Consider the following 19327-nt stretch of genomic DNA (forward strand, 5'->3'; position numbering starts at 1 on the left):
GTATGAAGTTCTGAAACGGGGGCCTCGACGCCCCCCCTTTCTTTTGGGCCCTTCAAACAGCGCGCACCCCGTAAACCGGCCTGGTTGAACGGGATTTTCGCTACCTGCCAACCATCCCGCCCCTTCAATCACCTTGAGATATGTTTGCAAAACGGCCATCCTGCCTTCAAGTTCTGCCGACTCGTCGCTTTTTAACGCTGCGTATTGGCTCAGTTTTTTGAAATGTATGAGGCTTTTGACATGTCCGTCGCTCTGAAGCAGCCCCGCAACCGGTCTCGTGGTGCTGTCACCGCACTGTGCCGCCCTCTAGTCATTTTGTCATGCATCGGTTTTGGCTATCCGGCACTTGCGCAAGACGAAAGTGAAGCGCCGGCCGCAAAAGTGTCAATCGCAGCAGCCTACACCGAAGAGATCACAGATGAGGCAAGCTTTATCGGCCGTGCAGAAGCCATCAATAAGGTCGACATCGTCGCGCGCGTCAGTGGATTTCTTGATAGTCAGGAGGTCGAAGATGGCGCCCTGGTGACCGAGGGCGATCTGCTGTTCAAGATCGAACCGGACCTCTATGAGGCGACGCTTGAGGCCCGCAAAGCAGATCTTGACCGCGCCGAAGCTAATTTGGAGCTGGCCAAGGTCGATCTGGCGCGGAAAGAAGAACTCTTCCGGCGCGATGCCACGCCAGAGTCGGAACGCGACATCGCGCGCGCCAACGAACTGGTCGCCGAGGCCGAGGTCAAAGCCGCGAACGCCGCCATCCAGCAAGCGGAACTGGACCTCAGTTATACCGAGATCCACGCGCCCTTTACCGGTCGCCTAGGCCGGGTCACCACGAGCGTAGGCGATGTGGTTGGCCCCACGAACCCACCGCTGGTCAATCTGGTCAGCGAGGCGCCGATATATGTAAACTTTTCCTTGAATGAGAAACAGTTTACCTCGGTTCTTCAACAGGTTGGTGAAAGTGCTGCTTCTTTGGCGGAAAGCAACAAAAGCCCCAATGTGCATGTCATTTTGCCGAACGGAACCGAGCTGGATGAAACCGGTGAAATCGTCTTTGTCGACAACCGCATCGACCCGCTGACCGGCGCCATTACGGTGCGGGCCGAGTTTGACAACGCAGATCGCCTGATCATCGATGGTGCCTTCGTGAATGTGCAGATCGAGGCACTGGAGCCGACCCTGCAGGTCCTGATCCCTCAGGCAGCATTGCAGCGTGACCAGCGAGGCGAGTTCGTACTGGTCGTCAATGACCAACAGATGGTCGAGCAGCGCTATATCACGACCGGCGACTCCGTGGGCACGGCCATAATCGTCTCGGAAGGTCTGCGCGAAGGCGAAAGTGTGATTGTCGAGGGCCTGCAACGCGTGCGCCCCGGCGTGGCGGTGGACGCGGTTGTCGCGTCCGAGCAGCCGGGAGAATAAGGCATGTTCTCAGCCCTGTTCATCAGCCGGCCCAAGCTGGCGCTTGTCATTTCTCTCGTCCTGACGATCATGGGCAGTATCGGCTATATGGTTCTGCCGGTCGCTCAGTTCCCGGACATCACACCTCCGGTTGTCAGCGTCTCGACCACCTATACCGGCGCCAATGCCGAGACCGTGGAAAACACCGTCGCCGCGCCCATCGAGGCGCAGGTCAATGGTGTAGACGACATGATCTACATGACGTCGACCTCATCCGACAACGGCTCCTATTCGTTGAACGTTACCTTTGAGGTCGGCACTGACCCAGATATCGCCTCGGTCAACGTGCAGAACCGCGTGGCGCAGGCTATGTCGTCACTTCCGTCCGAGGTAACCTCATCCGGCGTGGTGACGCAGAAAGCATCAACCAACATGCTGCTGCTGGTCACTCTGACCTCGCCCAATGGCACATATGACAGCGTGTTTCTTTCCAACTATGCCTCGATCAACCTGAAAGACGCTTTGGCGAGGGTTCAGGGTGTAGGTAAGGCGGACGTTCTGACCAATCTGGAATACGCCATGCGGATCTGGATGGATCCCGACCAGATGGCCGCTCTGTCGATCACGCCCGGCGATGTGATCAATGCCATTCGCGAACAGAATATCGAAGTCTCCGCAGGCTCAATCGGTGCGCCTCCGGTGCCCGAGGGACAGACCTTTCAATACACGATCAAAACCAAAGGGCGCCTGACATCAGCAGAAGAATTTGGTGACATCGTAATTCGAACGGGTGACGCCGGTTCCATTGTGCGCGTACGTGACATTGGACGCGTTGAATTGGGCGCCGAATACTATGCGGCCTCCGGCTATTTCGATGCGGTGCCGGCGACCGTGATCGGCATTTACCAGGCACCCGGCGCTAACGCGCTTGCCGTGTCCGAGCGGGTGCAGGCCGAGCTTGACCGCCTGTCCCGGTCTTTCCCCACAGACGTGGAATACAGTGTCCCCTTCAACACCACAGACTTCGTTGAAGCCTCGCTGAACGATGTGGTCTCGACGCTGATCCTGACCTTCATTCTAGTGATCTCGGTGGTGTTCGTGTTCCTGGGCAGTTGGCGAGCGACAATCATTCCAGCGGTGGCGATCCCGGTCTCATTGATCGGGACATTCGCCTTTTTGCTGGCCTTCGGAATGTCGCTCAATACAATCTCGCTTTTCGCCTTGGTTCTGGCCATCGGGATCGTGGTGGATGACGCCATCGTGGTCGTCGAAAACGTCGAGCGGATCATCGCGGATGAGGGGCTGCCCCCTGCCGAGGCGACCCGCAAGGCGATGGGCCAGATCACCGGTCCTGTCATCGCAACAACGTTGGTTTTGCTGGCCGTGTTCGTACCCGTGACCTTCATGCCCGGCATCTCTGGTAGGCTCTATTCGCAGTTTGCCGTGACCATTTCGACGGCGGTTGTGATCTCATCCATCAACGCTCTGACCCTGTCGCCTGCCCTGTGTGGCTTGGTTCTACGCGCACGCTCCGGCCCGCCCAAAGGGCTGCTGGCGCTGTTCGAAGGCCTGATCGGGACCGTCCGAAACGGCTATGTCGCCATCGTGCGTAAACTGCTGATCCTGCCGATTGTCGCGCTGGGTGTGATAGTCGCCTTGGGGATGGGAACCGGGACGATCATGTCCAACACCTCCAGCGGATTTATCCCGCTTGAGGACAATGGCTATCTGTTCGTGGATATCCAACTGCCCGATGCCGCCACGCTGGAGCGGACCGAGACGATCTCGGCCCGTGTGGACGAACAGATCCGCGAAATTCCGGGCGTTGCCAGCACCGTTCTGATCAATGGCTTCTCGCTGCTGAACGGCACCACGACCAACGGTGCGGCGATTTTCGTCAACCTCGAAAACTGGGCCGACCGGCAGGAAGAAGACCTGAGTGCCGACACCATCCTCGCCAAGGTACTTGCGATTGCGAACGGTGAATCCGCGGCTTCGATCGTGGCCTTCAACCCGCCGCCCATTCAGGGCCTCGGCATGTCGGCCGGTGTCGAGATGGAGGTGCAACAGACAGGTGGTGGCTCGCCTCAGGATCTAGCATCGGCTGTTGGCTCATTCGTTTACGCGGCGAACCAGCGGCCCGAGATCGGCCAGTCATACACCACCTTCCGCGCAAACGTTCCGCAGCTTTTTGTTGATCTGGATCGGGAAAAGGCCAAAACCCTGCAGGTCTCGGTCGCCGAGATTTTCCAAACGATGCAGGCGCAGTTGGGGTCTTACTACGTGAACGACTTCAACCTGTTCGGTCGTGTCTACCGCGTGATGATTCAGGCTGATGGCACCTATCGCGACAATGTCGAGGATATCTCGAACCTCTATGTCCGCTCGCAACAGGGTGAGATGGTGCCTCTGGGCACTTTGATTGACGTGGAAAACGTGTTGGGTCCGGTCTTGCTGAAGCGGCACAACCTGTTCCGGTCGGCAACGGTGACGGCGGTGCCCGCTCCGGGCCTGTCCACGGGTGACGCGATCAATGTGATGACCGAGGAATCGGCAACCGCCCTGCCCCCCGGTTATGCGTTCGAATGGACCGGCACGGCCCAGCAACAGCTGGCCTCGGGCGGTCTGGTCATCGTGATCCTTGGGCTGGCGATCCTGTTTGGCTACCTGTTCCTGGTGGGCCAATACGAAAGCTGGACCTTGCCGGTGTCGATCTTGCTGTCAGTGATTGTCGCCCTGTTCGGGGCGGTCGCAGCCGTGGCGATCGTGGGCAGTGACATCAACCTCTATACGCAGATCGGGATGATCATGCTGGTGGGGCTTGCCTCAAAGAACGGGATTCTGATTGTCGAGTTCGCGATGGAGCAACGCGCCAAAGGCCTGTCGATCAAAGATGCCGCTGCCGAGGCCGCCTATCAGCGTTTCCGAGCCGTGATGATGACGGCGCTGTCCTTCCTATTGGGGGTTGTCCCGCTGTTGGCCGCCAACGGCGCGGGGGCGGCGAGCCAGAAGGCTATTGGTGTTGCTGTGTTCGGCGGCATGCTGGCCGCCACACTGGTCGGCGTGATCCTTGTACCTGTCCTTTACGCCCTGATGCAGGGTCTGCGGGAATGGATCAAGGGCAGCAAGAATGATCCCGGCCCGTCCGAGGAAACCGCCTAAGATAAAGCCCCGCCAAATCGGCGGGGCTTTTTTGTTTTCAAGCTGCGTCGTCCTTATTCAACCGCTCTGACATCCACTGGTCAATGCGCGCGATCTGGTCGGCACTCAAACGCAGCCCCAGCTTGTTGCGACGCCAGACCACGTCCTCGGCGCTGAGGGCGTATTCCTTGTCCATCAGCCATTCGAGTTCTCGCGCGGTGAGGGTTGCACCGAAGTCTTCACCCAAATCAGCAGCGTCTTTTGCGTCCCCCAACACGGTACGCGCTTCTGTCCCGTATGCGCGGATCAGACGGGCGGCCCATTTTTCAGTGAGGAACGGATAGTCCTGGATCAACGCCTGCTTAAGGTCCTGCACGCCATCGACGGGAAAGTTTCCACCTGGCAAAGACACGCCCGCTGTCCAGGGTCCGGGCAGGTTTGGGAAATGCTCGGCGACTTTCTCAAGCGCGCTCTCCGCCAGGCGACGGTAGGTCGTGATCTTGCCTCCGAACACGTTCAAAACAGGCGCCCCGCCCTTCGCATCGACCTTCAAGGTATAGTCCCGTGTCGCCGCCGTCGCGCTGCTGGCCCCATCATCATAGAGCGGCCGTACGCCGGAATACGTCCAGACGATATCGTCTTGCGTCACCGGTTTCTTGAAATACTTGGTTGCGAACGCGCACAGGTAGGTCTGCTCGGCCTCGGTGCAGACCGGAGGGTCTGAGGGATCCGAATGGTCCTGATCCGTCGTACCGATCAGGGTAAAATCCTGTTCATAAGGAATGGCAAAGATGATGCGGCCATCCTCGCCTTGGAAGAAGTAACACTTGTCATGATCGTAGAGCTTCTTTGTCACGATATGACTGCCGCGCACCAGACGAACACCCTCGCGCGAGTTCACACGGATCTTGGTCTGGATGATGTCCCCGACCCACGGGCCGCCCGCATTGATCAGCATTCTCGCCCGGATCAGTTGGCTTTCCCCGGTCGCCCGGTCGCGGATGGAGACATGCCAGAGGTCGTCGACACGTTCGGCCGAGACAACTTCGGTCCGCACCATGATCCGCGCACCACGGGATTCGGCGTCGCGCGCGTTGAGCACCACCAGCCGCGCATCTTCGATCCAGCAGTCCGAGTATTCATAGGCTGTTTCGAACTTGCCCTGCAAAGGACCACCTTCCGGAGCGCTGCGCAGATCCAGCGATTGCGTTCCCGGCAAAATTTTACGCCCCCCAAGGTTGTCGTACATGAACAGACCCAGACGGATCAGCCACGCCGGACGACGCCCCCGCATCCAGGGCATAACAGTGCTGAGCAGCTTCGATGTAGGCGTCTCGGAGTCAAAGCGCATGTCCTTGTGATAGGGCAGCACAAAGCGCATCGGCCAACTGATATGAGGCATGGCGCGCAGCAGCGTCTCACGCTCGATCAACGCTTCGCGCACCAGCCGGATCTCAAAATACTCCAGATAGCGCAGACCGCCATGAAACAGTTTGGTCGAGGCTGACGACGTCGCAGAGGCGAGATCATTCATCTCGGCCAAGGTGACAGATAGACCCCTCCCCGCCGCATCGCGCGCGATGCCGCATCCGTTGATCCCGCCGCCGATGATGAACAGGTCGCTGATCTGATCGTCCGTCGCTTGCATGGCTTGTGATTCCCTATCCAATCTGGTTGCGCGCATTAATCAGCACTGCATTCGTACAATCAACGTTTATGTTCGTTTATTTTCGTTTTGCAACACAACTATGAAAATTCTGCATGGCCGCTTGCTAATTTTGACCAAAAGAAGAAAAACGAAAGCAACTTACCTGAATGGGATCCAACATGTCGCTCTCTTTCCGCCAATCCGACATTCTTGAGATCGCCAGCACCGAGGGCCGCGTTACTGTTGACGGCTTGGCCGAGCGGTTTGGCGTGACGGTCCAGACAATCCGCCGGGACCTGTCCGAGCTGGCCGATGCCGGGAAGCTGGACCGCGTACATGGCGGGGCTGTCCTGCGCTCCGGCGTCTCCAACATCGGGTATGAGGATCGCCGCACCCTGAATGCAGACGCCAAGACCCGAATGGCGAAGGCCTGTGCCAATGACATTCCGGACGGAGCGTCGGTCTTCATGAATATCGGCACCTCGACCGAGGCCGTGGCGCGGCAGATGCTGAACCACAAGGACCTGATGGTGGTGACGAACAATACGAACGTCGCTAATATTCTCGTCGAAAACCCCGATTGCGAGATTGTGTTGGCCGGTGGTGTCCTTCGCCGCTCGGACGGAGGGCTGGTGGGCAACCTTACTGTCTCAACGATCCTTCAGTTCAAGTTCGACTATGCGGTGATCGGATGCTCGGCGCTAGACCCCGAAGGTGATCTGCTGGATTTCGACTTTCAGGAAGTCCATGTCAGCCAGACGATCATCGCGCAGGCCCGGCGCACGCTGCTGGTGGCCGATCACTCAAAATTCCAGCGGCTTGCCCCTGCCCGCATCACCTCGCTGGCCGAGATTGATGGCTTCTACACCGATCAGCCGCTTACCTCCGACCTCGCGGCGAAATGTGCAGGATGGGGCACAGGGCTGATCGTCTGTCCTGCCTGATCCACCCCTCCTCGGGTTCGGAAACGTCAGGTCCTAACACAAAGTCATTGACGAGACAGGGGCCTACGTCTGAGGATGAGACAACCTTCCCGACAGGAGGCATCGAGCATGGGACTTTTGGGCCAGCCGCTAGGCTACTACGACTATCTGACATTCGTGGCATTGATCCTGCTTCTGGCAGCGGTGATGGCGCTCTTTCTTTTCCTTATGGGGCTGCCCGGACGGATCGCTATCAAGCGCAATCATCCACATGCCGAAGCCGTCAAGATCATGGGATGGATGGGTTTTTTGGCCGTTGTCCCGTGGGTTCATGCTTTTATGTGGGCGTTCCACGATGGTGTTACGGTCGACATGCGCCGCGGTCCGGACGAGGAGAAAGACGCCATCCGCAAGGATATCGAACGCCTCGGTGGTACGGTTAAAGAAGAATACCAGGCTGCGCCCGACGAGACGCAGAAAAGCTAAGGCCAAAGGAAACACTCAGACATGTTCGTCGCCCTCGGCATTACGCTGTTCTACATCATTTTCGTCTGGTTCATCTTCTTCAAGATGGAGTGGCTCAAGTTCAACATTGCCTGGGGGATTGTGTCCTTCTGGGTAGGGGCGCATTTGCTGCTGATCTTCCTCGTCGCGCTGCGCTTCTTTCAACCCTTCTCGGTCGACAGCCATGTGGTGCGTTCCACGATTCAGATCGTACCAAAACTGACGCAGCCGACTATTCTGACCGAGGTTCTGGTCGAGCCGAACACGCAGATCACCAAGGGCGACCCGCTCTATCGTTTTGACGATACCGTATTTTCGCTGGCCGTCGACAATGCAAAGGCACAACTGGTTGCCGCCGAGCAGAATGCCAAGATTCTGGAGCAGGACGTTATCGCCTCGACCGAAGCTGTGGAACGCGCCAACGCGCAGCTTGCCTATGCGCTCACCCAGCAGGCCCGGTATGAGAACCTCGTCCCCGCAGGCGGCGCGCGTCAGGATGAGCTGGATCGCTGGAACGAACAGGTGACCGAGGATACCGCCTCGGTCAAACAGGCCGAGGCCAATCTGGAGAAAGCAAAGCTGGCGCAGGCGTCACAGATTGACGGCGTAAACACAGGCATCTTGCAAGCACAGGCGCAGCTGTCCGAGGCCCAGTATTTTCTGGACAACACCACGATCTACGCCCCCGAGAATGGCATGATCGTCTCACAACAGGCCCGCCCGGGTTTGGTAGTGGGTGACATTCGTTTGGGAGCGATAGCCAGTTTCGTCACTGAAGACAGCCCCTATCTTTTGGCAACCTTCCGCCAGCAGAACCTGAAATTTGTTGAAGTAGGCCAAGAGGTTGAAGTCGCCTTGGACCTCTATCCCGGTGAAATCCTAACCGGCAAGGTCGAGGCGATCTGGTGGGCCACCCGTCAGGGTCAGTACCTGCCCTCAGGCCGCCTGCCCGGTTTTGAGCTGCCCAAGCTACCCGGTCGAATTGCTGTACAGATCACCGTCGATCTGCCGGAAGAGCACATCCTGCCCGCTGGCGGTCATGCCGCCGTGGCGATCTACACCGGTCAGGGCAAAAGCTTCGAGTTTCTGCGGCGCATCAACATCCGCCTGTATTCCTTCGCCAATTTCATTCGACCGCTAGACATTTGAGGACGCGCATCATGACACGGGCCACCCCCTTTCGACACTTGATGGGAACAGCCCTCTGCGCCGCGTTTTTGGTCGCCTGCGCTCCAGTCGGTCCTGATTTCGTACGCCCGAACTCTCCGGTCGTGAAACAGTGGATCGAGGTGAACAGCCCCAGCACCGGGCAAAGCGGCCTGACTTCGCGCAGCGCGCCGGTGGTGAAATGGTGGGAGACATTCAATGACCCCACCCTCAACAAACTGATCGCCGAGGCCTATGCCCAGAACCTGTCTTTGCAGGTCGCTGGCGCGCGGGTCCTGCAGGCGCGGGCACAGTTGGGCATCGCCTTTGGCGAGTTGTATCCGCAATCGCAGGTCCTCGGGGCCTCGACCGAGCGGCGGCAGATCAGCGACAATCTTGGCCCAATCGCTGATATCAACCGGATTATTCCGCTGGATACCGAATTCTCGACCTCTCAGGCCGGTTTTGATGCTCAATGGGAGCTGGATGTTTGGGGCGCGCAGCGTCGCGGTGTTCAGGCGGCGCGGTCGAACTTGGCGTTGCAGGTGGCGAACTATGACGACGCGCTGGTGACGCTGACGGGTGATGTCGCAGCGCTCTATGTCAATATCCGCGCCTTGCAGGAGTCGCTTGGCGTTGCCCGTGAGAACATCAAACTACAGCAGGAATCGGCAGACCTGACCCAGTTGCGGTTCAACAACGGTATCACCACCGAGTTGGACGTACAGGAATCCACTGCTCTGCTGAACAATACCAAAGCCCTGGTGCCAGAGCTTGAGAGCGATCTTCAGCAAACCAAGAACGCTCTGGCTGTTTTGCTGGGAACCACGCCCTCGCGCATGTCCAGCCTTCTGGGCAATTCCGGTCGTATCCCCTCGGCCCGGTCCAACGTCGCGGTTGGTGTCCCGGCTGAGCTGCTGCGTCGTCGACCGGACGTGAGAGCCGCCGAATTGGCCGCAGCTACGCAATCGGCCGAGGTTGGCATTGCCATGGCGGATCTCTATCCGCAGTTCATTCTGTCCGGCTCGGTTGGGTTGCAGGCCTCGGGCGGGCGGAACCTGTTCAGTTCGAACAGCACAACGGGCCTTGCCAGCGCGGGCGTCGTTTGGAACGTACTGAACTATGGCCGCATCAAAAACAATGTCCGGGCGCAGGATGCCGCCTATCAGGCGCTGATCGCCAACTATCAGAACACCGTTCTGACTGCTTATTCCGAGGTCGAAAGCGCCATGGTCGCCTATGCACAGGCGCGCAAGCAGGTCGGGTTCTATCAGCAAAGCGTCGATGCCTCGCGCAAGGCAGCAGAGATCGCCGTCAATCAGTACACCGACGGGATCGCCGACTACTCGCGCGTTTTGAACACCCAGACAGCCCTGCTGCGGTCTCAGGCCAATCTGATCGAGGCGCGTCAACAGGTCTCCAGCAATCTCGTCGCTGTCTACAAAGGTCTAGGAGGCGGCTGGCAGATTCGCGAGAACAGAGAGTTCCTGCCAGATACCGTTCTGGCCGAGATGGCCTACCGCACCGATTGGGGCGACCTGCTGCAGGAAACACCAACCCGCGCCAGCCTGAATTAGAGCGTTTCGGGTTTCACTTAAATCAATGGGCGACGCCAATGTCCCGAGAATGCCGGAGGCATGGCAGGGTATTGGCGTCTCAAACTAAACCCGAAACGCTGGCGCTATTTGGTCAGGCCGCGCAGGCCCCCTGAGATCAGGATGTTCACCTCATACAAGATACGCGGCGCGGCCAGCCCTCCGGGGCTGGCGAGATAGTTCGGGCTCCATTCCGGATCGAACTTCTGTTTGAACGCGCGCAGCCCTTCGAAGTGATAGAATTGCTCGCCATGTTCGTAGACGAACCCGCCGATCCGATTCCAAAGGGAGGCGAGCTGCCGGTTCTCGATCCCTGAAAACGGCGCCGCACCAAGTGAGAACCAATGGAAGCCCTGCTCGGCCCCCCAGGACATCATCTCGGCGAACAGGGCATCCATGACGAAGCTGGGGCTGTCCGGTTCGTACCGCATCAGATCCAGAGAAAGCTCGGACTTATTGCCACCTTGAAACAGGTTGGCAAAGGCCATGATCTGACCGGTTTCTCCGTTCCGCAACACGGCGTGGTCGAAGTAGGACAGGTAGTCATCGTCAAACCCACCTAAGGCGAACCCTTTCTCGGCCCCGGCTTTTTGCTCCAGCCAGTGATCGGAAATCGCCCTCAGTTCCGGCAGAAAGGGCGCAAGGTCTTCCTTTGGAATGATCTCGAACACGTACCCTTCCCGCTCGGCCCGGTTCTTGGCCTGACGGAAGCGTTTGCGGGATTTGCCGTCCAGCGAGAAGTCTTTCAACGGTACCCGCGCGACTTCTCCGATCTTCAGGATCGACAGGCCGAGGTCCAGAAACGTCGGCAGGTACTTGGTCGAGACGCTGTAGAAGGCGCAAAGCTTACCCTCTCGATCGGCCATTTCGCGCAGTTGCCAGACCAGTTGCTTGCCAGCCGCTTCATCGCCCACAGGCTCACCTTTTGAGATGATGGCATTGCCGGTGTCGGCATAGGCGATGAACGCAGACTCATCAGGCGCGATCAGGAATTGCTTGTCGCCGGTCAGGGAAATCTGGGCCTCGGTATCTTCGCTCTCCATGACCAAACGTTCGACGCATTCTGGGATTTCCGTCCGCACAGGCGCAGGAATCTCGCGCCCGAACAAGGACGTGACGGCCACAATTCCAAGGATCACCGCCACCACGAGGCTGGAGCGCAGGAAACGGGAGGCATCGCCGTTCCACGCGAACTCCCACCACAAGGCATTCTGGTATTGCACGTGGGAATAGGCAAAGAGGCCGATCCAGAAAATGACAGCGAGCAGCGCCATAACGCTGACCAGCCAAGGGATGTTCAACCGGAAGATCGACGCGCCGCTGACGCGGTAGAACGCACCACGGAACAGCGCCAAAACGGCGATCGTGGCCAACATGCCCAACGCCTCATGCGTATCCAAACCCTTGGCCAGAGACGCCGCAAAGCCCGCGACCATCAGCAACATCGCGACCACCCACGCGCGATAGAGCTTGCGGAACAACCCGCGCGACACGAGCAGCAGCAGCACACCGACGGCACTGCCTGCCAGATGCGAGGCCTCGACAAAGGACAACGGCAATACCTCGCGCAACGCGCCAAGGCTTTTACTGTCGGTTGGCAACGCACCCGAGACCAGCAGGATGATGCCAGCAACCGCAGTCACCCCAGCCGCCACCATCGGCACGATAGGACGAATGGCCCGGTACATCCATGTCCCTGCCCCGATGATCCGATGGCGCTGGGTCAGCGCCGAGGCAACAGCGATAGACAGGCTGGCGATGGCGAAAGGCAGGAACGTATATACGACGCGGTAAAGCAGCAGCGCCGCAATAACATCCGACCGACCCGAGGCACCCAGCCCTGCGATTAGCGTCGCCTCAAATACGCCAATACCGCCTGGCGCGTGGCTGACGATCCCAACGGCAATCGCGGCGATGAAAATGGTGAAGAAAAACGGATATCCCACCCCAAGGTCGTCCGGCATCAGCACGTAAAGGACCATGGAGGCCCCGGCCAGATCCCCAATCGCCGCCAGCGTCAGGCAAGAGGCCAGCTTGCCGCCCGGCAGTTGGAAGCCAATCCCCAGAACCTCTAACCGACGCCCACCGGTGGAGAGCCAGACAAAAACGGCGATCAACGCGCCAAGCAGACCCAACCCGATAGCGGTCTCAACCGTCGCGCTGATCGGCAGAGCGTTTGAAATACCGTCAGGGTGAAAGGTCAAAAGCAAGCCGAGGACCAAAACCAGCCCCGTCCAGAACGCCACCCAGGACGTGGCGATGACCCCGGCAACGCGGCTTAGATCAAGGCCCAGAGACGCGTATACCCGATATCGGATGGCCGTTCCGGTGATGTATGAAAAGCCCAAACAGTTGGACACCGCATAGCCACTGGCTCCGGCCATTCCTGCAACCGGCAGAGGGACCTCTCCGTCTGCCACGCTTTGAACTGCGAAGACATCGTATAGAGACAGCGAAAAGAAACTGACCGCCGTCCAACACAGAGCAAAAAACATCACGCGCCAAGACGTTTCCGAGATATCCGCCTGAACGTCTGCCCATTTCACATGAGAAGACAGTTCATGCAGAACCGTCAATGCAATCAGGGTGACAAAGATCGGGATGGCGATGCGGACCCATGGCTTCTCAAGGAATGCGGTGATCTTTTCGGCCAATTGCACGGCCCGTGGTTCGTGCTGCTGAGTGGTCATCTTCGATCAATCCTGCCTGTATCTCCGCCGACTGTGGCACAATTTCCTTGGCCGACAAAGCGTAACGGCCCGTTTCACGCAGCGTTTTCAGAACCTTCCCTTGCGCGTGGACAGCAGAAGGTTCGTCTCAGACCGAGTGATCCCTTCCATACGGCGGATCTGGAACAAGACCTCGTCGAGTTCGGCCAGCGTATCCGTACCGATTTCAGCGATCAGGTCCCAGCTGCCATTTGTGGAATGCACGGCGCGCACCTGCCGCAGTGCTCCGATCCGGGCCATTGTGCGTTCGGTCCCGCGCCCCTCGATCTCGAGCATCATCAGGCCCCGGACCGGGCTTTGCGCCACATCACGCTTGGTCTGAACAGTAAAGCCCACGATCTCGCCCGATTGTTTGAGGCGCTGCAACCGGCTGCGCACGGTCGTGCGCGTGACGCCAAGCGTCTCGGCCAGCTCAGACAGCGATGCCCTCGCATCCCGATGTAGCGCGCTGAGCAGTCTGTTATCCAAATCGTCCATGAATAGCTTCCTTTTTGGATATTCACCTTTCTTATTGAGCAATTTGCTCTCTTCACGCAAGACAGACTGTCACGTTACATGAAGCATATGGATACGAAGAACATAATTTTGGTTGGCGCCCCCATGGACGCGGGCAAGCGTCGGCAGGGTTGCCGAATGGGGCCGGATGCCTACCGCGTGGCCGGGCTGGATCGCGCCCTTGCGGATCTTGGTCACACGGTGATCGACTACGGAGATGTCGCCCCGGATGCGGTCGAGACCCCGGACCACTCCCACCTTTTCGCACTGCCCGAGTGCATCGGGTGGACGCAGGCCTTGGCCCGAGTCGCAACTGAGGTTTCACCCCAAGGTGTGCCAATCTTCATGGGCGGCGATCATGCCTTGTCGATGGGAACCGTGGCCGGAATGGCGGATCATGCACAGCGCGTCGACCGACCTCTGTTCGTTCTGTGGCTGGACGCCCATAGCGATTTTCACACCCCCGGCAGTACAGACAGCGGCAACCTGCATGGAACACCTGTCGCCTACTTCACCGGCCAGCCCGGGTTCGAAGACTTTCCACCCTTGGCTGCCGTGGTTCCAACCAATCGCGTTGGAATGATCGGGTTGCGTTCGGTCGACCCCGCTGAGCGCGCCTCGCTTGAGAAGAACCACGCAATGCTGGCCGATATGCGCAGCATCGACGAGCATGGGATCAAGGCACCTCTCATGGCCTTTCTCGACCGCGTGAGGGCCGAGAACGGCATCCTTCACGTCTCACTGGATGTCGACTTCCTCGACCCCGCGATCGCGCCCGCCGTCGGAACAACCGTGCCCGGGGGCGCCACCGAACGCGAGGCCCATCTGGTCATGGAGCTTTTGCATGAAAGCGGGCTGGTCTGCTCCCTCGATCTGGTCGAGTTGAACCCCTTTCTGGATGAACGCGGACGCACCGCAAAACTCATGGTCGACCTGGCTGCATCCCTGATGGGACGCCGGATCTTTGACCGCCCCACTCGGAGTTTCTGATGACTGTACCCTCAGACAAGGCCCTGGTGCCCTTTGTTTCTGTCGACAACATGATGCGGCTGGTTCACCATGTCGGCGTCGAAAAGATGATCATCAGGATCGCCGAACAGATTGAGGCCGATTTCAAACGCTGGGAAAGCTTCGACAAGACCCCTCGGATTCCGGCGCATTCCCCGCATGGGGTGATCGAACTCATGCCGACATCGGATGGTGAGGCCTACGGGTTCAAATACGTCAACGGTCATCCAAAGAACACTTCTGAAGGGCTGCAAACAGTAACGGCCTTTGGACTGCTCGCGGATGTCTACACGGGCTATCCGACGCTTCTGACCGAGATGACCATCCTGACCGCCCTACGGACGGCGGCGACATCGGCTTTAGTCGGTCGATATCTTGCCCCCAAGGGTGCAACCACAATGGCCATGATCGGCAATGGCGCGCAGTCTGAATTCCAATGCCTGGCCTTCAAAGCCATGTGCGGCATCGACACCGTGCGGCTCTATGATACGGACCCGAACGCCACCGCCAAATGCGCGGCTAACCTGCAAGGCAAAGACCTGAACGTAGTGCCTTGCAAAACCGCCGAAGAGGCGATTGAGGGCGCGCAGATCATCACCACCTGTACCGCGGACAAGAAATATGCCACGATCCTGACCGACAACATGGTCGGCCCAGGTGTCCACATCAACGCGATTGGCGGCGACTGCCCCGGCAAAACCGAATTGCATCGCGATATCCTTCTGCGCTCTGAGATATTCGTGGAATACCCCGAGCAAACCCGGATCGAAGGCGAAATTCAGGCTTTGGAAGATGACCATCCTGTCACTGAACTGTGGCAGGTCATGACAGGTCAGGCACGCGGTCGGACAGACGATAAGCAGATCACGCTTTTCGACAGTGTCGGCTTCGCCATCGAGGACTTTTCGGCTCTGCGCGTCATCAAGAGCGCGGTCGCGGAAACTGACTTCTTCGAGCCGCTGGACATGCTCGCCGACCCCGACGATCCCCGCGATCTGTTCGGGATGCTCATGCGCGCGGGCTAATTTCCTTTCGATCCTGCGCAGGGTCAGTGTCGAAAAGGGGGCTCTGCCCCCGCCGCCCGTTCCGGGCGACTCCCCCGGGATATTTTTAGCCAGATGAAGAAACGGATCGTTGACCTAGGCTCGGTACTCTTGTTTTGCGGTACAGGCGGGGACGCCGATGACCGCGCCAGGTGAAGCTCTCCAACGTTGATATTGGAGAGCGGATCCCTGCTTCATCTGGCTAAAAATATCCCGGAGCGCGAGGCAGAGCCTCGCAAACTTCTAGCCTGCCAAAGACGGCAAGTAGAGAACGATGCCCGGAAATGCCACAAGAAGCGCAATGGTGGCCGCGTCTGCCAGGAAGAACGGGGTGACCCCCTTGAAAACATCCTGAACACTCAGGTCCGGCTGGACCCCTGCAACCACAAAGCAGTTCAGACCAATGGGTGGGGTGATCAGGCAGAACTCAGCCATCTTCACCACCAGAATCCCAAACCAGATCGCGCACATCGGGCCGGACATGCCAAAAGCGCTGTCTGCGGCGCTGACAGTTTCGCCTCCGTTCAGGGCCATGACGGCGGGGTAAACGACGGGCAAGGTCAACAGCAACATCCCGATGGCATCCATGAACATACCCAACACGGCATAGGCCAGAAGGATGCAGATCAGGATCAGCATCGGCGACATCTCAAGCGAAGTGATCCAATCCGAGAATGCACCCGGAAGGTCTGCAAAGCCCAGGAACCGCACGTAGATCAGCACGCCCCAGATGATCGAGAAGATCATGGCCGTCAGCTTCGCTGTCTCTAACAGAGCCGATTTGAACTCGGGCCAGCGCATGCCATGAACCAGGGCGAAACAGAAGACGATGAACGCGCCTATGGCGCCGCCTTCAGTTGGCGTGCCCCACGCCTTGTCGCCGAACGGGTTGTAGACGAAACAGATGATAATCAGGATGACGGCGACAATCGGGATCGCGCCGGGAAGTGCTTGGAACCGTTGTTTCCAAGTGAAACCGGTAACCGGAGGGCCAACGGATTTGAACACAACCGCGATACCGACAATGAGCAAGCCATAGATCACGGCAGAAAACGCTCCGGGAATGAAGCCAGCCAGCAGTAGCTTGCCGACGTCCTGTTCGACGATGATGGCATAGATCACGAGGATGGCTGATGGTGGGATCAGTGAGGCCAGCGTCCCGCCAGCTGCAACGACGCCTGCGGCGAAGCGCTTGTTGTAGCCGACGCTCAGCATTTCGGGAATCGCGATACGGGCAAACACAGCCGAGGTGGCGACCGAGGCACCAGAGACGGCGGCAAACCCTGCCGTGGCGAATATGGTAGAGACCGCGAGGCCTCCGGGAACCCAAGCGATCCATCGTTTGGCCGCTTCGAAGAGGGCACGTGTCAAGCCTGCGTAGTAGGCAAGGTAACCAATCAGGATGAAGGTCGGAATCAGGCTGAGCGTATGGGCGGCAACCTTCGAGTGCGGCACCTGCCCTGCAGTTTTGACGGCGACTGTGAGAGCCTTGCCAAATCTGTCGGGATCGTAGCCAAACTTGGCCCAGAAAATCCAAACCAAGCCGAACAGCCCGGCCAGACCTGCCGCAAAGGCCACTCGCATGCCCGTGACCACAAGGACCAGCAGGCCCGCCGTCACCCAAAGGCCGATGTCAATCGTGTCCATCTGTTAGTCCTGCCCTTCGAACTGCTCTGCCTCGGCAGCAGCCTGTGCGGCGGCGTCTTGGATCAAGGGCACCGCCACAGGTGCCTCAAGCCCAAGAACAAAAGCGCGGCCATAGCCCCAGATCTGCAACACCAGCCGAAGTGACAAGACCGAGAACGCCACCGGGGCCAACAATTTCGCAGGCCAAAGCGGGATTCCGATGTCGATTGAGCTGTCGCGGCTCCACATCGGCGCGCCGAAATCAAAGGATCGGTCAAAATGGGACCAGCTGCCCCAGACCAATGCCAGCATCAGGACAAGGATCAGGATGACCGAGATTAGCTCGAACAACCACAGCGCCCGACCGTGCAGACGCGAGATCACGATGTCCATCCGGATATGGCCGCCATCGCGCTGCACGTAAGAGATGCCGAGAAAGGCGATCAGTGGCATCGCCTGTTCGATCCAATCCACATAGCCCGGCAACGGCGCGTTTATCGCGTTGCGGCCGCTGACCGAGACGACGGCCAGGACCATCAGTCCAAAGACGGCTATTCCGCTGATCAAGGCGAGAGCCCGCTCTAACTTCAGCAAGTGCTGATCGATCTGGCTGAGGCGACTGCCATCCTCCAGCACCGTGGCCTGTCCCGCCATTCCGGTGATCCCCTTTGTCAAGAAAGGCCGGGCGCTAGGACGCGCCCGGCGAATGCGATCAGTTGCCGCCGCGCTGTTGCGTCAGCGTGGTCTGAACCAGATCGTAGAGGTCCTGCGCTGGCAGGCCCTGCGCGCTCATATCTGCAATCCACTGCTCGCGGATCGGATCGGCCGCCTTGGCGCGGAATTCTTCTATGACCGCGTCGTCGATCATTACCTTCTGCACACCCTTTTCTTCCAGGACGCTGTCCCATTGCTCCAGAAGCCCAGCATAATTGGCTAGGTAGTGTGCAATGGCCTCGTCAATTGAGCTATCAAGCGCTTCGCGGTGTTCGGGTGACAGCGCTTCATACGCGTCGATATTCGCAACCACTGGGCAGTTCACGGTGCCGGGGTTAAGGTTTGCAGTCCACCAATCCGCCTCATTGATCGTACCGAAGGACAGGTGCGCGTGCTGCGCGAAAGCGACGGTATCGACCACACCCGATTCCATAGCGTTGAAAGCCTCAGTCGCAGGGACAGAGGTTGGGACACCGCCCACGGCCTCAAACGCTTTGCCCAGACCACCTGTCGCGCGAACACGCATGCCTTCGAAAGCGGCCAGGTTATCGCGCGGATCGCCGGTGCCGACCAAATTGTACTGCGGCATGGGCGAGGTCATCAGAATGCGCGCATTCCATTGCGCCATTTCTTCAGCCACCGCTGGGTGATCATAGACCGCATGGCTGACGGCAACCTCTTCTTCCAGATTGTTCACTCCCAGAAACGGCAGTTCCAGCACGGTAATCGCGCGGTTCTTATCGCGGTGATAACCGGCACAGAACTGCGCAATCTCGAAGGCGCCGATCTCGATCCCGTCCAGATTCTCGCGCGGTTTCGACAGGCCGCCATAGCTGACATTGATCGTGAACTCTCCGCCGGTTTTTTCCGAGACCAGTTCAGCCAGTTTTTCGACATGTTCGGTAAAGGCGCGGCGCTTGCCCCAGACCGAGGCGTTCCATTCGGTGGCTGCGGCCTCGGACACGAAGGCAACGCCAAGGGCGGCGACGGCGGCACCGCTCAGCATCTTTTTCATAATATCTTCTCCCTTTGATGCGCCCCCTCCCGAGGCGCTTGGAAAGATGCTAGCGCCAACATGTATATGTGCCAACCCCTGCTTCCTGATAGGTGATTTTCAAGCACATCTTTTGACTCTTGTTGTTCGACGACATAGCTGCAGATCACCACGGAAACGCCCCTCTTGGGCCGATCAAAAAAATTACATCTTTACTGTTGTTTTTTCACGTTATTTTTCAGAAAGTCGAAATTTTTTGACTAATTTACTTCGTTCGGAAAAATTTCTTTACAAACAAATCCAAGGAATACGGCAATTTATTTCATTATTTTCTGAACCCGGCCATACTTCGATTGGGGAGGA

The 19327-nt window shown here is 58.5% G+C and carries 14 protein-coding genes; 8 read left to right on the top strand and 6 right to left on the bottom strand.

Going from position 1 to position 19327, the window contains the following annotated elements; all coding sequences use genetic code 11:
- Nucleotides 1-240 precede the first annotated feature (240 nt).
- Together ACR0NO_RS04800 and ACR0NO_RS04805 are read left to right on the top strand one after the other, a co-directional pair.
- On the top strand, nucleotides 241-1419 hold the full coding sequence (locus tag ACR0NO_RS04800; RefSeq protein ID WP_170469796.1) for an efflux RND transporter periplasmic adaptor subunit: 1179 nt from the start codon (nucleotides 241-243) through the stop codon (nucleotides 1417-1419).
- 3 nt (nucleotides 1420-1422) lie between these two features.
- Complete coding sequence (locus ACR0NO_RS04805) at nucleotides 1423-4560, top strand: efflux RND transporter permease subunit (RefSeq protein WP_480723158.1); 3138 nt, start codon at nucleotides 1423-1425, stop codon at nucleotides 4558-4560.
- A gap of 37 nt (nucleotides 4561-4597) precedes the next feature.
- Here the strand turns inward: ACR0NO_RS04805 and glpD are convergent, their stop codons facing one another.
- Nucleotides 4598-6187: a glycerol-3-phosphate dehydrogenase gene (gene glpD / locus ACR0NO_RS04810; RefSeq protein ID WP_480723159.1), complete on the bottom strand. Its 1590-nt coding sequence runs from the start codon at nucleotides 6185-6187 to the stop codon at nucleotides 4598-4600.
- A gap of 179 nt (nucleotides 6188-6366) precedes the next feature.
- Here glpD and ACR0NO_RS04815 point away from each other — a divergent pair, with 179 nt between their 5' ends.
- The 4 genes from ACR0NO_RS04815 to ACR0NO_RS04830 all read left to right on the top strand — a co-directional run bounded on the left by ACR0NO_RS04815 (nucleotide 6367) and on the right by ACR0NO_RS04830 (nucleotide 10337).
- The gene (locus tag ACR0NO_RS04815) at nucleotides 6367-7131 is read left to right on the top strand and encodes a DeoR/GlpR family DNA-binding transcription regulator (RefSeq protein WP_480723374.1); all 765 of its coding nucleotides are present in this window, start codon (nucleotides 6367-6369) and stop codon (nucleotides 7129-7131) included.
- 108 nt (nucleotides 7132-7239) lie between these two features.
- Complete coding sequence (locus tag ACR0NO_RS04820) at nucleotides 7240-7596, top strand: DUF3302 domain-containing protein (RefSeq protein WP_170376673.1); 357 nt, start codon at nucleotides 7240-7242, stop codon at nucleotides 7594-7596.
- 21 nt (nucleotides 7597-7617) lie between these two features.
- Nucleotides 7618-8763: an HlyD family secretion protein gene (locus ACR0NO_RS04825; protein ID WP_170457995.1), complete on the top strand. Its 1146-nt coding sequence runs from the start codon at nucleotides 7618-7620 to the stop codon at nucleotides 8761-8763.
- Between the two features lie 11 nt (nucleotides 8764-8774).
- On the top strand, nucleotides 8775-10337 hold the full coding sequence (locus ACR0NO_RS04830; RefSeq protein WP_480723160.1) for an efflux transporter outer membrane subunit: 1563 nt from the start codon (nucleotides 8775-8777) through the stop codon (nucleotides 10335-10337).
- 104 nt (nucleotides 10338-10441) lie between these two features.
- Here ACR0NO_RS04830 and mprF read toward each other — a convergent pair whose 3' ends face one another.
- Both mprF and ACR0NO_RS04840 read right to left on the bottom strand, forming a co-directional pair.
- On the bottom strand, nucleotides 10442-13045 hold the full coding sequence (mprF, locus tag ACR0NO_RS04835; protein ID WP_480723161.1) for a bifunctional lysylphosphatidylglycerol flippase/synthetase MprF: 2604 nt from the start codon (nucleotides 13043-13045) through the stop codon (nucleotides 10442-10444).
- Between the two features lie 87 nt (nucleotides 13046-13132).
- Nucleotides 13133-13561, bottom strand: coding sequence for an Lrp/AsnC family transcriptional regulator (locus ACR0NO_RS04840; RefSeq protein ID WP_170469819.1), 429 nt, complete (start codon nucleotides 13559-13561; stop codon nucleotides 13133-13135).
- An 87-nt stretch (nucleotides 13562-13648) separates the two neighbouring features.
- Here ACR0NO_RS04840 and rocF point away from each other — a divergent pair, with 87 nt between their 5' ends.
- Both rocF and ACR0NO_RS04850 read left to right on the top strand, forming a co-directional pair.
- Entirely contained in the window at nucleotides 13649-14569 is a 921-nt protein-coding gene (gene rocF, locus ACR0NO_RS04845) for an arginase (RefSeq protein WP_480723162.1), read from the top strand.
- Nucleotides 14569-15612, top strand: a complete 1044-nt coding sequence (locus ACR0NO_RS04850) for an ornithine cyclodeaminase (protein ID WP_480723163.1) — start codon at nucleotides 14569-14571, stop codon at nucleotides 15610-15612. The genes rocF and ACR0NO_RS04850 overlap by 1 nt, the downstream gene beginning before the upstream one ends.
- 261 nt (nucleotides 15613-15873) lie before the next feature.
- On the opposite strand, the gene ACR0NO_RS04855 is transcribed toward ACR0NO_RS04850, so the two are convergent.
- From ACR0NO_RS04855 to ACR0NO_RS04865, 3 genes are read right to left on the bottom strand one after another with little or no spacing between them, the layout of a single operon-like run.
- Complete coding sequence (locus ACR0NO_RS04855; RefSeq protein WP_480723164.1) at nucleotides 15874-17277, bottom strand: TRAP transporter large permease; 1404 nt, start codon at nucleotides 17275-17277, stop codon at nucleotides 15874-15876.
- Between the two features lie 3 nt (nucleotides 17278-17280).
- The gene (locus ACR0NO_RS04860; RefSeq protein WP_170376651.1) at nucleotides 17281-17910 is read right to left on the bottom strand and encodes a TRAP transporter small permease subunit; all 630 of its coding nucleotides are present in this window, start codon (nucleotides 17908-17910) and stop codon (nucleotides 17281-17283) included.
- A gap of 58 nt (nucleotides 17911-17968) precedes the next feature.
- Nucleotides 17969-18985 carry a C4-dicarboxylate TRAP transporter substrate-binding protein gene (locus ACR0NO_RS04865; protein WP_170469831.1) on the bottom strand — a complete coding sequence of 339 codons (1017 nt, stop codon included), beginning with the start codon at nucleotides 18983-18985 and terminating at the stop codon, nucleotides 17969-17971.
- Nucleotides 18986-19327: the final 342 nt, after the last annotated feature.

The organism is Ruegeria sp. CL3 (assembly GCF_056536505.1).

What these genes read in the sequence shown, in the direction of transcription:
- ACR0NO_RS04800 (WP_170469796.1), top strand. Translation starts at nt 241, where the DNA reads ATGTCCGTCGCTCTGAAGCAGCCCCGCAACCGGTCTCGTGGTGCTGTC.
- ACR0NO_RS04805 (WP_480723158.1), top strand. Translation starts at nt 1,423, where the DNA reads ATGTTCTCAGCCCTGTTCATCAGCCGGCCCAAGCTGGCGCTTGTCATT.
- glpD (WP_480723159.1), bottom strand. Translation starts at nt 6,187, where the DNA reads ATGCAAGCGACGGACGATCAGATCAGCGACCTGTTCATCATCGGCGGC.
- ACR0NO_RS04815 (WP_480723374.1), top strand. Translation starts at nt 6,367, where the DNA reads ATGTCGCTCTCTTTCCGCCAATCCGACATTCTTGAGATCGCCAGCACC.
- ACR0NO_RS04820 (WP_170376673.1), top strand. Translation starts at nt 7,240, where the DNA reads ATGGGACTTTTGGGCCAGCCGCTAGGCTACTACGACTATCTGACATTC.
- ACR0NO_RS04825 (WP_170457995.1), top strand. Translation starts at nt 7,618, where the DNA reads ATGTTCGTCGCCCTCGGCATTACGCTGTTCTACATCATTTTCGTCTGG.
- ACR0NO_RS04830 (WP_480723160.1), top strand. Translation starts at nt 8,775, where the DNA reads ATGACACGGGCCACCCCCTTTCGACACTTGATGGGAACAGCCCTCTGC.
- mprF (WP_480723161.1), bottom strand. Translation starts at nt 13,045, where the DNA reads ATGACCACTCAGCAGCACGAACCACGGGCCGTGCAATTGGCCGAAAAG.
- ACR0NO_RS04840 (WP_170469819.1), bottom strand. Translation starts at nt 13,561, where the DNA reads ATGGACGATTTGGATAACAGACTGCTCAGCGCGCTACATCGGGATGCG.
- rocF (WP_480723162.1), top strand. Translation starts at nt 13,649, where the DNA reads ATGGATACGAAGAACATAATTTTGGTTGGCGCCCCCATGGACGCGGGC.
- ACR0NO_RS04850 (WP_480723163.1), top strand. Translation starts at nt 14,569, where the DNA reads ATGACTGTACCCTCAGACAAGGCCCTGGTGCCCTTTGTTTCTGTCGAC.
- ACR0NO_RS04855 (WP_480723164.1), bottom strand. Translation starts at nt 17,277, where the DNA reads ATGGACACGATTGACATCGGCCTTTGGGTGACGGCGGGCCTGCTGGTC.
- ACR0NO_RS04860 (WP_170376651.1), bottom strand. Translation starts at nt 17,910, where the DNA reads ATGGCGGGACAGGCCACGGTGCTGGAGGATGGCAGTCGCCTCAGCCAG.
- ACR0NO_RS04865 (WP_170469831.1), bottom strand. Translation starts at nt 18,985, where the DNA reads ATGAAAAAGATGCTGAGCGGTGCCGCCGTCGCCGCCCTTGGCGTTGCC.